Below are 12,761 nucleotides of genomic sequence, written 5' to 3'. Positions count from 1 at the left end.
TCATCATCAATATGTTGTTTTTGGTTGTTTGTACTGTTTTTATGTGGTATTCCTATGATTTATTCTAGGTTTTAAGGGGGGTAGTGTCAATGCTTGGGGGATAATCTTAATATAACTTTTACCAAATTTACCAACATGATAGAATTGATATATGGGATATCGGACCCTAAGGGCGATATTCTTGCCAAATGATCACTTTCTACTATCTAACGGACACATGGGCACTTATCAAAACACGTTCCAATTGGATAATTAACCGCTGGATACCGGCTGTACGGTACGTTTCACTGTTATCCCCCATTACTGTAACGTAAACAATTTGTGTTAATACATCTCAAAAAGGAGCATACACCGGATGCCAAGCTCAACCAGCAGCACCATCGAAACGAAACAATGGCTTCAACAATTACTTAACGAGGACATTCCGATGCCCGAAGGCGACGAACTGCTCAATGCATCAAAGCGCGTTCTTCAATGTTTTCATTCAACCGATGCCGAGCTTCGGGACAATCTCGCTTATTCACTCATCGCAAAATGGATTACGTCGTCCAAATTCACGTCTGATCAGCTCCTGACCCTGCTCGATCAAGCCCTCTCTTCGGAAATGCTGCTCTATCGCATCGGCGAGTCGAATACGTCCAGCGTGCTGATGCGAAGCTTCTCATCGCTCGTCATCGCATCGATCCTCTATCAAGATCAGCAGGAGAAATTCCTCTCGGAAGAGACTTATACAAACGTCTTGCACACCCTCATCACATATGCGGAACGCGAAATGGATCTAAGGGGTTATGTTGCAGAATACGGCTGGGTACACAGTGTGGCTCATGTATCGGATGCGTTCGACGAGTTGGCCTACCACCGATTCTCCTCGTATGAAGTTTGCCAGCAAATCTGGCAGGCGTTTTACCAATTTATCACCCGTGCGGAGGCCGTCTTCGGCTTTGAAGAAGATGAACGTATGGCGGTCGCACTCCGTTCGATGATTACGCACCAACACGTCTCCGCCGCACAGTTCTGTACATGGATTGAGACCGCTTCGGAACAGCTTGACCAACAGGATTACATGGAACGCTACGTCAAGGGCATTAATCTGAAGCATGTCGTTCGGAGCGTGTATTTGGGTTTCAAATTGAACGGGCAGCTGCGTGGGGAAGATGAGCAGCTTTATACCGAGTTAAAGGCCCTTCGTCAGAAATAACAGATCATTCACGAGATAAATGATTCATTCGATTAATAATCTTCACCAATCTATCCCGCAAAAAAAAGGGACGCGAGCATTCTCTCGCTTCCCTTCTCTTCCATATTTTTTTCACTTTTATCACCTTTTACGCTTCGACTCCAACCAATCGACGACGCTTCACCCATCGCATGAGCAATCCATGGCTTGGGGAGAAAATGAGTGCAACGACGAACAGCAGTCCTGCTACGGTCACCATCATCCCCGCAATCGATGCATCCAGCCAAGCGGCAGCATAGTAGCCGAGTACCGCACAGGTGATGCCGATAAGTACACTATAGAGAATCATAATCGATAAACGCTCTGTCAACAGATAAGCCGTCGCTGCGGGAACGATCAGCATCCCGACGACGAGGATCGCCCCGACACTCTCGAAGCTTGCGACCGTTGTCATCGATACCAGTCCCATCAGCAAGTAATGGAACAATGCAACCGGAATGCCGCAAGCGAGCGCCATTGCGGGATCGAATGCGCATAACTTGAACTGCTTGTAGAATAGTCCAATCACGAGGAATATCGCGAGCAGCGTAATGCCGAGGATCCACACAGCCTTCGGAACCCCATCAATCCCGAACACGCTCATCGTATTCCAATGCACATAAGCAATCTCACCGAACAAGACACAATCCAAATCCAGATCGACCTGTCTTGCGTTCAGACTCACGAGCACGACACCAACGGCGAACAAGGCCGTGAACACAACACCGATTGAAGCATCGGCCTGCACGCCGCTCTGCTGGAACAGCTGAATCAAGAACACGGTGACCAGTCCAAGAACCGAAGCCCCTAGCAGCATCGCGAGCGAGTCGCGTGACCCGCTCATCATAAAAGCAATCACAATCCCCGGCAATACGGAGTGGCTAATGGCATCCCCGATCAAGGACATTCGCCGAAGGACGAGGAAGCAGCCTAATATTCCGCATGCCGTCGCTACCAAGGCACCAGTCACGATAATCCAAAATTCCATTATAGGGACTCCTCCTTCCGCAGACGAATGTCCTGCCGCTGCATTTCTCGCATCCGTTCCGAAGCCCGAATCGCTTCATTGCCACGGATACGGCGAATCACCTTCGCACATACGCCGCGTCTTGGGGCGAATAAGATCGAGAAGCCGAATACCGTTGTCGCAGCAAGCACACTAAGCGGACCTGTCGGCAAGTTGCTCGTCGTCGTACTAATCAGCGTACCGATCACGCCGCTAATCGCGCCGAACACACCGCTGAGCACGACCATGACGCCTAATCGATCCGTCCAATATCTCGCTGCAACCGCCGGTGTAATGAGCAGCGCTGCAACCAAGACGACGCCAACCGCTTGAATACCTACAACGACCGTCATGACGAGGAAGAACATTAACAGCTGCTCGAGCAGCCCCACCGGAAAGCCCAGTCCTCGTGCGAAGCCAGGATCGAAGCTTAACAGCTTAAATTCCTTGAACAACAAGGTACACGCAATTATGATCACCGCAGATACCCCCATCATCAGATAGACGTCGCTGTGAATCATCGAAGCGGCCTGACCGAACAAGAATTTATCCAATCCACTTTGATTCCCATTCGGCGAATGTTGAATTTGCGTGAGCAGCACAATGCCAATTCCGAAGAACACGGAGAGCACGATACCCATCGCGGCATCCGCCTTTATCCGCGTATACCGTGTAATTACCGTAATAGAATACGTTGCAATTAGCCCCGACACAAACGCGCCAATGAAGAACAGCGGCAGTGATTTTACGCCCGTTAGCATAAAAGCGATACAAATGCCGGGCAGCGCTGCATGTGCGAGCGTATCTCCAATTAAACTCTGCTTCCGTAAATACGCAAAGCTTCCGATCATGCCGCTCATCAGTCCAAGCAGCATACATCCCATGAGAATCCATTTTGTGTTCGGGTCCGCAAGAACGGACCAAGAAAATTCCATCATTAGACTCACCTCGAATCGACGAGGATCGCCTCGTCTTCATGATCGAATACAGCCAGCCGTCCACCATACGTCTGATGGAGCAGCGATTTCGTAAATACATCTTCTGTCGGACCGTAAGCGACCATTTCTACATTCAGCAGCATAACCCAATCGAAATATTCTTTGACCGTCGCGAGGTCATGATGGACGACCAATACGGTCTTCCCTTGTGCCTTCAGCTCATTCAATAATGTGATAATCGCACGCTCCGTCATCGCATCTACACCGACAAACGGTTCATCCATGAAATATAAGTCCGCATTCTGTGCAAGCGCCCTGGCTAAGAATACCCGTTGCTGCTGCCCACCAGAGAGCTGGGAGATTTGGCGGTGCGCATAGTCAGCCATCCCAACCTTGCGAAGGCAATCCATCGCGATCTCACGTTCCTTCGCGCCGGGCCGCTTAAACCACCCCAAATGTCCGTAACGTCCCATCATGACGACATCCAGCGCATTCGTCGGAAAATCCCAATCCACCGACTCACGCTGCGGGACGTAGCCCACCTTGCGCCGCATCTCCTTGTACGGTCTACCGTAGATCTCCGTCTCTCCGCTAACACGTGGAAGTAATCCTAAGATCGCTTTGATCATCGTCGACTTCCCCGCACCGTTCGGGCCGATAATGCCGATCAACTTGCCTTCAGGCACCTCGAACGATACATTACGAAGCACGGGCTTCTTCTGGTAGGCCACCGTCAACCCCTCTACCGTCAAGGGTGATACTTCGCTTCCTCGATTCCTCTGATTCATCGTCCTTCCTCCTCCACTCACCATTCCTGATTGCTATTTCAAAGCCTTAACAATGATATCTACATTATGTCTTACCATGCCGATGTACGTGCCTTCCGTCGTTCCGGCCTTCCCCATCGCATCCGAGAAGAGCTCGCCGCCAATCTCGACGGTATGTCCCATCTTCTTGGCGCCTTCGATCACCGCTTCAATGGCTTTGGTCGACACACTCGATTCGACGAATACGGCTTTAATGTGATGCTCTACCAAATAATCCCGCAAATCGCTCACATCTTTGCTGCCGTACTCCGATGCGGTACTAATTCCTTGCAGGCCCATGACCTGAATGTTATAGGCTCTTCCAAAATAGTGGAACGCATCATGCGCTGTCACCAAGATTCGGTGTTCTTCTGGAATCTGCCCAATCTGCTCTCGTGCATAATCATCCGTCTCTTTCAGCTGCGTTAGAAACGCTTCTGCATTCTTGCGATAATCCTCCGCATGTGCGCTGTCTGCCTCAATCAACGTATCGCGAATGACCTCCGTTGCCTTCATCCAGTTCTGTACGTTGAACCAAATATGCGGGTCATGTGAATCGGGGGCTACGGGATCAGACAATAGCTCGGCTTCCGGAATCGTCTTCGAGACAGCAACCGTTGTCTTATGTGAACTCATCTTCTCTAGAATATCTACCATTTTGCCTTCCAAGTGCAGCCCGTTATAGAACACGATATCTGCGCCGTCCAGCTTCTTCATATCCCCTTGCGAGGCTTTGTAAAGATGCGGGTCAACGCCTGGACCCATCAGCGAGGTCACTGTAACATGGTCGCCGCCGACTTGCTCCGCCACATCGCCGATCATGCCAATCGTTGCCACAATGTTCAGCTTTCCTTCGGTGCCTTTCTTGGCTTCATTACTGCCGCATGCAGATAGCGCAATCGCTGCGCCGAGCACCACGACCATCATGATCAGTCGCCTAAGCGGCGCCTTTTTCACCGAGAATTTCGTTTGCATGGAAAACCCACTCCTTCAAAAATGTTTTAGTATATAAATATTTGTTTGTCTAACACAAATAAGTTTACCTTATACTTATTTTTTAATTATATTCAAAAAAGTTTCCTTAATGCAACATTTATTTTAAAAAAATATTTTTAGACGCAAAAAAAGCAGGGCGCACCCTGCTTTCTCATGTTTCTTTATGGTTTACTTCATGCTGTTCCAATGTGTTACTTCATCTACAGACAAACGAACTGTCGGGTGTCCTGGCTTCGCTGCTTTACCTAGTGCGATCAGCATGATGTTCTCGTAATGCGCAGGAATTTGGAACATTTCGTTGAACTTCGCAGCGTCATATCCGCCCATCGGTACCGTATCGTAACCCTTCGCACGAGCCACTAACATCAATTGCATACTGATGATGCCCCCATCGATATGCACAATTTTCTTCTTGCGCGCTTCATCCATGTGATGATATCCATTTTCCACTGTGGACATCATTTGCTTCTTCACATCTTCGCTCATGTAACCTGCTTCCACAGATTTAGAGTAGATTTTCTCCCCTTCGTGGTACCAATTCATATCTCCCAAGACAGCAATGACGGCCGATGCATCAACGACTTGTTGTTGATTATAGGCGATAGGCAGCAGTTTCTCCTTCAGGTCCTGATCATCGATAACGAGAAAACGCCACGGCTGAAGATTGCTTGAAGAAGGTGCAAGCGTAGCTTCCTGCAAGAGTTCTTCTAACTCCTGCTTCGAAATTTTCACTGCAGGATCATAATAACGTACGGAATGGCGTTCATGGACAACCTTGAAAAAATCCTGTTGCTGTTCGACTTGCGTTGACATGGTTAACTCCTCCTAAATATTCATCTGTGTTATATTTCGCACAGTTAAGTGTTTGGTTTATCTGTGCTCTTATTTGCACAGTATATACCTGCGATTCTATGATGTCAATCGGGCTCGCATGTTCGCTCGACCAAATCCGCTATCGTGTATTTGTTCAGTACCGTTAACACACTCTGATCGATTTCAGACGTAATATCTAACATCACCGATTTCATTTTCACACCGAATGAATTCTCTCCTGTTGCCTCTGTCATCCCGCTGCAACGTGCTTCATCAATCTGAAGGGCCGAGTAGACTTCTGCCATCGTAATCAAATCTGGACTCTTGCTTAGACGGTACCCGCCTTCGCGTCCTTCACGCGTCTCAATAATATGTTCCCGAGCTAAGACAGCAAGAATACGTCTTAACAAAGTCGCTTCGGATTGCATGTAAGTGGCAATATCGCTGCTTGGACATGTACTGGAATGCTTCGCAAGAATGACTAACGCTTGTAATGACAAGCTGAACGTTTTGTAGGTCGATGGGCAGGCTTTCGGCTGTTTCTTCGATGGCTGCTGTGCTTCCATGTTCCTTCCCCCTCCGCTGATTGTCACTGCTTCCCTGCATTGTATCGTAATCGCAGGTTTCCGGCAAGCATGGCAGACCGTATCGACAGGTGAAAAAAGCCCTCGCCAAAGCGAGAGCCGTCTTCCCTATCTATGATTTAATCGATCAATTTCAGTTCAATAACGGTATTGCGCGGATCCGGCAGCGGACAGGTCGAATGCTCCGGCCTGTGGAAATTCATGAACGCATCCGTCGAATATTGGGAAGCATTCCAAGGCAGTGACAAGAAGACTTCAGAACCGTCAGCGAGCACGCGTGCTTGTTTGATTTTCCCTGCCAAGCCTGGTAAATGAATCGGTCCGATGTTCTCCTCATAAATATGCGCATACACGGTATTCCCCTTCTGCGTGTAACGACCCCAGTCTGGTTTCGGGAGGTCGGCTTTTCCGGAGCCATAAATACTCTCCCCGTTCGCTCGCATCCACTCGCCCACTTCCTCCAAGATTCGAAGCGATTCAACTGGAATTTCACCATTCGCATTCGGACCTACGTTCAGCAGCATATTACCGTTCTTACTAACACATTCAACGAGCTTGCGAATGACCGTCTGCGGTGTTTTGTACGTATGGTCATGTGCGGCATAACCCCAGTTGTTATTCAGCGTAATACATGCCTCCCAAGGGAGGGAACGGCCTTCGTTATCCGTTAAGCCTTCCGTCGGAATGATCTGTTCTGGCGAGCAGAAATCCCCGGAATAGACCGATGGGTTATTCGTCATGATCGAAGCCTGCCCATCGTTCACCTCCAGACGGTTATCGATAATCAAATGCGGCTGAATGCTGCGGATCATCTCCATCAGCTCTGTCGCGCGCCATTTCTCGCCGCTCATTTCGCCATACGAGAAATCGAACCACATGATGTCGAGTTTGCCGTAATTTTCGAGCAATTCTCGGACTTGTCCGTGCATATATTCGAGATACCGCGGGAACGTCTTCGGATCACGCTGATAGTCCTTGTTATCGCGCATTGGGTGGTGAAGATCGCCGTAAGCCGGGTAATCCTCATGATGCCAATCAATAATCGAGTAATAGAGACCGACTTTGATCCCTTCCGCACGAAAAGCATCCAAGAACTCACGCACCAAATCGCGGCCGGACGGTGTATTCGTCGATTTATAATCCGTCAATTGGCTGTCGAATAGACAGAAACCGTCATGATGCTTTGCGGTAAGAACCGCATACTTCATCCCTGCCTGTTTCGCAGCACGTGCCCACTCCGCTGGATTATAATGCTGTGGATTGAACGCGTCAAAATACGGCTGATACTGCTCCACCGTCAATCGCTCACCATTACGCACCCATTCGCCGCGCGCTGGAATCGCATACAATCCCCAGTGAATGAACATACCGAATCGATCTTGCAGGAACCATTTTGTACGTTCTGTACGCTCCTCGATAAGCTGATTTTGCGTCGTAATCATATGTTCTCGCCACCCTTTTCATATTCGTCGTTGCAATCAGCTTAACAGAGCTATGGTATAATGGACAGGTGTGAAAATAACCTCCTTTCGTATAAAACTAACTTCAAGGTGGGACGGTGATGAACCGCATGGGAACGATGAATAACGTCTTCGAGGAACTGCTGCAGAATTTGCAGATTCACCTGCTCGAAGCACGACTGACGAAGTGTCCGCCCGACTGGCAGGATATGCATTATACGCCGAATTACAACAAGTTGTATTTCATTTGTGAGGGAGAAGGCTGGCTGCAGATTGGGGAACAAGAGCTCTACCCTAAGCCGGGACAGCTCTGTTTGATGCCCGCGCATATTGAGCAATCTTACGCGGCGATTAATGCAAATACGTATTTCAAATATTGGATTCATTTTACGGCCAAGGTCGGTCCGTTCGATCTGTTCCAGTGGCTGGATGTCCCTTTTATTTTAAGTGTAAAAGATTACGATCAGGTTGAGTCATGGTTCAAGCAGTTGACGATATTGGTCAGGCAGCAATCTTTGCCCGCAAGGCTTCAGGAGAAAGCAATCCTACTGCAGCTCATCGCTTATTTTCTCGAGTCAGTACCCGTTGAAATTCTACATACCCATCTAGAGGAGATTGACCGGCTCAGCCAAATTCAGCAGTACATCGAACGCCATCTGCATACGCAAATTACGGTGGACCAGATCGCGAAGTCTTTCCATCTGCACCCGAACTATTTCATCAAATATTTCAAGAAACATTTCGGCATGCCGCCGCTCAAATATATGCGCCAGAAGCGGATTCAGCACGCCAAACGGCTGCTCACCACCACCATGCTGCCGATCGGGGAGATCGCTGAGGCTACGGGCTGGGATGACTCGAATCATCTCGGTAAAATTTTTCGCAAAGAGACGGGTTACAGTCCTTCCGCTTATCGGGCGCAGTATCGAACGAATGCATGAACGAGGGCGGAGGGCGCGCTGCGAGCTATCGTGCGCGGCTAGTCGCCCAGGTTCGGCGGGGCGACTAACGAACCCTGCGATTCTTATTCGCACGTAAAGTCGCGATTCGGCAGCGTAACGAATCCTGGGAGCACTATTCCGCCGAAATTGAGGTTTTCAAGCCCAGTTTCGGCCCAATAGCCTCCCCTCGATTCGTTAGCGCGACAAATCCGCGATTTTCGCCGCAATAAGCATCCTACGGTTCGTTAGCAACCGGCATGCACCGCGAGCTGCATCCAGCGCTCGCTGTTATAAGCGTCGTCTACGAAGTAACTGCTTTTTAACAGTTATCTGCCCACCTTTCACCATAGAACCTCTAATTAACTGCCTTTTAGCAGTTATTTGATCGCCTTATACGGTTACGACACCTCTTGATAACAAAAGGAGCCGCCCCTCGGCCGCCCCTCCTTCTAAATCCGATCTATTTTCGATCCAATTTGCGTTCCTATAATTTCAACTATGCCTAATCCAGCCAACCTTTCTCATGCGCGATACTGATCGCCTCGATCCGCGTGCTGGCACCAATCTTGCCCATCGCTTCCGACATATAGTTACGAACCGTCCCATGAGAGAGGAATAGCGTAGCGCCGATGTCCTGCATCGTCATCCCCTGTGCCGCATATTTCAATACTTCACGTTCCCGCGGTGATAATGGACATGGGTCCTCCCAGACGGCGAGCGATAATTCCGGACTAATGACCCGCTTCCCTTGATGAATCTGACGGATCGCGTTCGCGAGATCATGGCTTGGCGTGTCTTTGAGCAAGTAGCCTGAGATACCAGCTGCGATGCCGCGCTGTAGATACCCCGGTCTAGCAAATGTCGTCAGAATCATGACGCGACCCGGGATATTATCCCGCTTCATGATCTCTGCCACGTCGAGCCCTGTTTTGAGCGGCATCTCAATATCGAGAATGACTACATCCGGCTTCAGTTCATGGACCAGTTGAAGCGCGACCTCTCCATTCTCAGCCTGACCGACTACTTCTATATCGTCTTCGAGCGACAACAGCGTCGCGAGCGCCCCGCGCAATAACCCTTGATCTTCCCCTAATATCAGTCGAATCATGTTCGATCAACCTCCTTGTTGACTGCGAATCGTTCGCGGAATATGTAGCCCGATCTGCATCCCGGCCTGCGGAGCAGATTGGATCGTAAGATGTCCGTCGACCAGCATCAGCCGCTGTCTAAGACCTGCAATGCCGCTGCCGCTCGCCGATTTGATTTCTTTCTCATCCATGCCTTGTCCATTATCGATCACATGCATGATGACACTACCTTCTTGAATCTCCAGCTCAGCCCTGCAATCCGTCGCACGGCTATGCCTTACAACGTTCGTAAGCACCTCGCGGAAGCTCATCGCAAGAATGGTCTCTTGTAAGGGAGACAATGGCGTTCGAGCCGTCGGCGAAAGAGCCTCATCTGCAGTCTTGTCCTTCTTATGATCATAGACGCGATCTTCAATCGTCAGCGCGATTCCCGCCGCGGCGCATAGAGCCCGGGCATGTGCATATTCCTCTGCCAGACGTACCACGCGCATCTCGGTCACAAGCTCCCGCATCTGCTTCAATGCCGATCTTGCCGTTTCCGTCAACTCCCGCGCTTCGGACATCGCTTTCTCCGGCGCACGCGGAATTAACTTCTCCGTGAGCTCACCCTTTAGCGCGATTAACGACAGCGTATGTCCTAGCGTATCATGCAGCTCACGGGCAATCCGCTGCCGCTCCTCTTGCTGCGCCATCCGCTCCAGCTGCTCGGTTGCCGCTTTGAGCCGTTCCGCCATCGTCTTGAACTTCGCCGCATTGCGAATGATGAAAGGCATGATGCATACCCCGAAGATCGGCGGAATCAGGATGAACAGCATCACTGAGCCGATTTTCTCGAAATACGGAATCGAAGCCCAAGCCGTTACGGCAGCGAACACAACGGCAACAACCATAATAAACCGAGGCCGCTGCTTGCTAAGCGGTAACGACAGAATGAATCCTAGATAGGCGGACCCTGGCTCATAGGCCACCACATAGAACAGAATAATCACGAGCTGAACAATAAGGAGATGCTGAACATATCGAACTCTCCAGAACTGCTCACGATAAGCGACAAGAAATACCGCAAACAAAAGGAGCCCTGGCCAGACACTGGCTAGAGGCTCTCGAAGCATAAAAAATAATGGAATAACACAATTGGCAAGTGCGATATAGGGGACGATCCCTTCCCGCTCCGGGAACAACCTCCATTTACTCTTCTCCACTTATAACGCTTCCCGTCTATTCAGAATGTATCCTGATAGTACCATAAACACGACACCAACGACTAGCAGAATGATAACATCAAGGAATGCCGGACCACTGCCATTCAACATATTCCAAGCCCCATGCGCGTAACGGTACGAAGGTAACCATTCACCGATATTTTGCATCCATGTAGGTAGGGTATGCAGCGGCATCCAAAGACCGCCCAAGATCGCAAGACCCATTTGAAGAATATTCGCAATTGCAATGACTGCATCTGCATTTTTCATCGTCCCAAGTAAAGATCCCATAGCTAGGAATGGCAAGCTGCCAACCCATAACCAACCACCGCATACAATCCATTGAATGACCGTTAAATCGATGCTGTAGACCAAACCTGCCGCTCCGAAAATCACGATAATCGTAAGCAAATGTACGATCATATGTGCAACCATTTTGCTGCCGATCCATGTTGAAGGTGTTAGTGGAGTCAATTTCAACAGACGTACCCAACCATCACGACGTTCGTACGAAAGACGGATGCCGAACTGGCTCATCGCGGTTCCAATCAAGCTGAATGCTGTCATCGAAATCATCGCGAAGGGTGCATATGTCGTCGATTGAACCTTCATATCCGAGCCATTTAAGCTGGCGAAGAGGAAGTAGAAGCCGAGCGGCATCAGGATCGAGAAGAGCATAAAGAAGGGACTGCGGATAATACGGATACTTTCGGCTTTCGTCTGTGCAATAAACATATTCATAATGGATAATCCTCCTAAGATTCGTTCGTTAGTTTTCATTTGGTGTTTTGTATTATCTATCACGTCGTTAATAATTTATTGGGTTAATATCCGGAACGCATCGCCCAGCTTCGCAGAGGAGACATCGATATCCGAGACGCCCCATGAGGTCTTTAAGAGTTCCGCGAGTATACGATCCGTATCTTGGACATGCAATCGAATGCGTGCACCCGTGATCTCTACCTTCTCTACACCCGGTAAGGAGAGCAGTTCGGCCTCCGTGACGATCGTCTGTACATGGAACGAAATCGTGCGCAGCGCTGTTTGAGCTTTCAAGGCTGCCGGCGTTCCTTCCGCTACGACTCGTCCTTTGGCAATCATCGTGATGTAGTCGGCCACCGCATCCGCTTCTTCCAGGTCATGTGTCGTTAAGATAATCGTGCGTCCTCGTGCAGCCATCGCCCGAATCGTATCCCAGAAGCGGCCTCGCGCTTCGATATCCATCCCGACGGTAGGCTCATCCAGTAGAATCATCTCCGGATCGCCAGCGAGACACTGGGCAAAAGCGAGTCGGCGGCGTTGTCCGCCGGATAGGGACGCAGCACGGCGCTTCGCTTCACCGTGAAGCCCTGAAATATCGAGCAGCTGCGTGAGGGAGAGCGGCTTCTTGTAGTAGCTGCGGAACAACTGGAGCACTTCGTCGACGCGCAGCCCATCCGGCGCTTTCACGTCTTGCATCATTGCGCCTACCCGCTCTCGCAGCGCTTTCGTACCCACCGGTTGTCCTAAGACTTGAATCGTTCCGGAGGTCGGCTTCAGCAGTCCCAGAATCATCGAGATCGTCGTCGTCTTCCCTGCCCCGTTCGGTCCGAGCAGCGCTGTAATCTTGCCTGTTTCGAATTTCATATCGATATGGTCAACGGCTTGAAAATCACCGAATTGCTTCACTAAGTCTTTAACTTCGATTGCATATGTCATTGTTCATCATCCT

Annotated in this window: 13 protein-coding genes; 2 read left to right on the top strand and 11 right to left on the bottom strand. The window is 49.8% G+C overall.

Features of this window, described 5'->3' with window-relative positions:
- Window positions 1-355: 355 nt before the first annotated feature.
- Window positions 356-1,198, top strand: a complete 843-nt coding sequence (locus C558_RS32620; protein ID WP_018757420.1) for a DUF2785 domain-containing protein — start codon at window positions 356-358, stop codon at window positions 1,196-1,198.
- Between the two features lie 127 nt (window positions 1,199-1,325).
- Here C558_RS32620 and C558_RS0116635 read toward each other — a convergent pair whose 3' ends face one another.
- The 7 genes from C558_RS0116635 to C558_RS0116605 form a co-directional block, all read right to left on the bottom strand.
- Entirely contained in the window at window positions 1,326-2,207 is an 882-nt protein-coding gene (locus tag C558_RS0116635) for a metal ABC transporter permease (protein WP_026263960.1), read from the bottom strand.
- A complete protein-coding gene (locus C558_RS0116630) occupies window positions 2,204-3,157 on the bottom strand; it encodes a metal ABC transporter permease (RefSeq protein WP_018757418.1) in 954 nt (317 codons plus the stop codon). Before C558_RS0116630 ends, C558_RS0116635 begins: the two co-directional genes overlap by 4 nt.
- Window positions 3,158-3,165: 8 nt before the next feature.
- Entirely contained in the window at window positions 3,166-3,948 is a 783-nt protein-coding gene (locus tag C558_RS0116625; protein WP_018757417.1) for a metal ABC transporter ATP-binding protein, read from the bottom strand.
- Window positions 3,949-3,981: 33 nt separating this feature from the next.
- Entirely contained in the window at window positions 3,982-4,941 is a 960-nt protein-coding gene (locus C558_RS0116620; protein ID WP_018757416.1) for a metal ABC transporter solute-binding protein, Zn/Mn family, read from the bottom strand.
- 189 nt (window positions 4,942-5,130) lie between these two features.
- Window positions 5,131-5,775, bottom strand: coding sequence for a nitroreductase family protein (locus tag C558_RS0116615; RefSeq protein ID WP_018757415.1), 645 nt, complete (start codon window positions 5,773-5,775; stop codon window positions 5,131-5,133).
- Between the two features lie 104 nt (window positions 5,776-5,879).
- Window positions 5,880-6,341, bottom strand: a complete 462-nt coding sequence (locus C558_RS0116610; RefSeq protein ID WP_018757414.1) for an RrF2 family transcriptional regulator — start codon at window positions 6,339-6,341, stop codon at window positions 5,880-5,882.
- A gap of 137 nt (window positions 6,342-6,478) precedes the next feature.
- Window positions 6,479-7,801, bottom strand: coding sequence for an alpha-L-fucosidase (locus C558_RS0116605; protein ID WP_018757413.1), 1,323 nt, complete (start codon window positions 7,799-7,801; stop codon window positions 6,479-6,481).
- 119 nt (window positions 7,802-7,920) lie between these two features.
- Between C558_RS0116605 and C558_RS0116600 the strand changes: the two genes are divergently transcribed.
- Window positions 7,921-8,760 carry an AraC family transcriptional regulator gene (locus C558_RS0116600; RefSeq protein ID WP_018757412.1) on the top strand — a complete coding sequence of 280 codons (840 nt, stop codon included), beginning with the start codon at window positions 7,921-7,923 and terminating at the stop codon, window positions 8,758-8,760.
- Between the two features lie 502 nt (window positions 8,761-9,262).
- On the opposite strand, the gene C558_RS0116595 is transcribed toward C558_RS0116600, so the two are convergent.
- From C558_RS0116595 to C558_RS0116580, 4 genes are all read right to left on the bottom strand, one after another.
- Window positions 9,263-9,868 (bottom strand): response regulator transcription factor, encoded by a 606-nt coding sequence (locus C558_RS0116595; RefSeq protein WP_018757411.1) that lies wholly within the window; start codon window positions 9,866-9,868, stop codon window positions 9,263-9,265.
- Between the two features lie 6 nt (window positions 9,869-9,874).
- The gene (locus C558_RS0116590) at window positions 9,875-11,050 is read right to left on the bottom strand and encodes a sensor histidine kinase (protein ID WP_018757410.1); all 1,176 of its coding nucleotides are present in this window, start codon (window positions 11,048-11,050) and stop codon (window positions 9,875-9,877) included.
- On the bottom strand, window positions 11,051-11,791 hold the full coding sequence (locus C558_RS0116585; protein WP_018757409.1) for an ABC transporter permease: 741 nt from the start codon (window positions 11,789-11,791) through the stop codon (window positions 11,051-11,053).
- A 75-nt stretch (window positions 11,792-11,866) separates the two neighbouring features.
- Window positions 11,867-12,748, bottom strand: a complete 882-nt coding sequence (locus tag C558_RS0116580; protein WP_018757408.1) for an ABC transporter ATP-binding protein — start codon at window positions 12,746-12,748, stop codon at window positions 11,867-11,869.
- Window positions 12,749-12,761 lie beyond the last annotated feature (13 nt).

This window comes from Paenibacillus terrigena DSM 21567 (assembly GCF_000374845.1).
GTDB classification, from domain to species: Bacteria; Bacillota; Bacilli; order Paenibacillales; family Paenibacillaceae; genus Paenibacillus_K; species Paenibacillus_K terrigena.
Note: the sequence above shows the minus strand (reverse complement) of the source record. Positions and strands in the feature narration are given on the sequence as shown.

Bases quoted from the DNA above. Each gene is read 5' to 3' on its own strand.
- C558_RS32620 (WP_018757420.1), top strand. From the start codon at position 356: ATGCCAAGCTCAACCAGCAGCACCATCGAAACGAAACAATGGCTTCAA.
- C558_RS0116630 (WP_018757418.1), bottom strand. From the start codon at position 3,157: ATGGAATTTTCTTGGTCCGTTCTTGCGGACCCGAACACAAAATGGATT.
- C558_RS0116625 (WP_018757417.1), bottom strand. From the start codon at position 3,948: ATGAATCAGAGGAATCGAGGAAGCGAAGTATCACCCTTGACGGTAGAG.
- C558_RS0116620 (WP_018757416.1), bottom strand. From the start codon at position 4,941: ATGCAAACGAAATTCTCGGTGAAAAAGGCGCCGCTTAGGCGACTGATC.
- C558_RS0116615 (WP_018757415.1), bottom strand. From the start codon at position 5,775: ATGTCAACGCAAGTCGAACAGCAACAGGATTTTTTCAAGGTTGTCCAT.
- C558_RS0116610 (WP_018757414.1), bottom strand. From the start codon at position 6,341: ATGGAAGCACAGCAGCCATCGAAGAAACAGCCGAAAGCCTGCCCATCG.
- C558_RS0116605 (WP_018757413.1), bottom strand. From the start codon at position 7,801: ATGATTACGACGCAAAATCAGCTTATCGAGGAGCGTACAGAACGTACA.
- C558_RS0116600 (WP_018757412.1), top strand. From the start codon at position 7,921: ATGAACCGCATGGGAACGATGAATAACGTCTTCGAGGAACTGCTGCAG.
- C558_RS0116595 (WP_018757411.1), bottom strand. From the start codon at position 9,868: ATGATTCGACTGATATTAGGGGAAGATCAAGGGTTATTGCGCGGGGCG.
- C558_RS0116585 (WP_018757409.1), bottom strand. From the start codon at position 11,791: ATGAATATGTTTATTGCACAGACGAAAGCCGAAAGTATCCGTATTATC.
- C558_RS0116580 (WP_018757408.1), bottom strand. From the start codon at position 12,748: ATGACATATGCAATCGAAGTTAAAGACTTAGTGAAGCAATTCGGTGAT.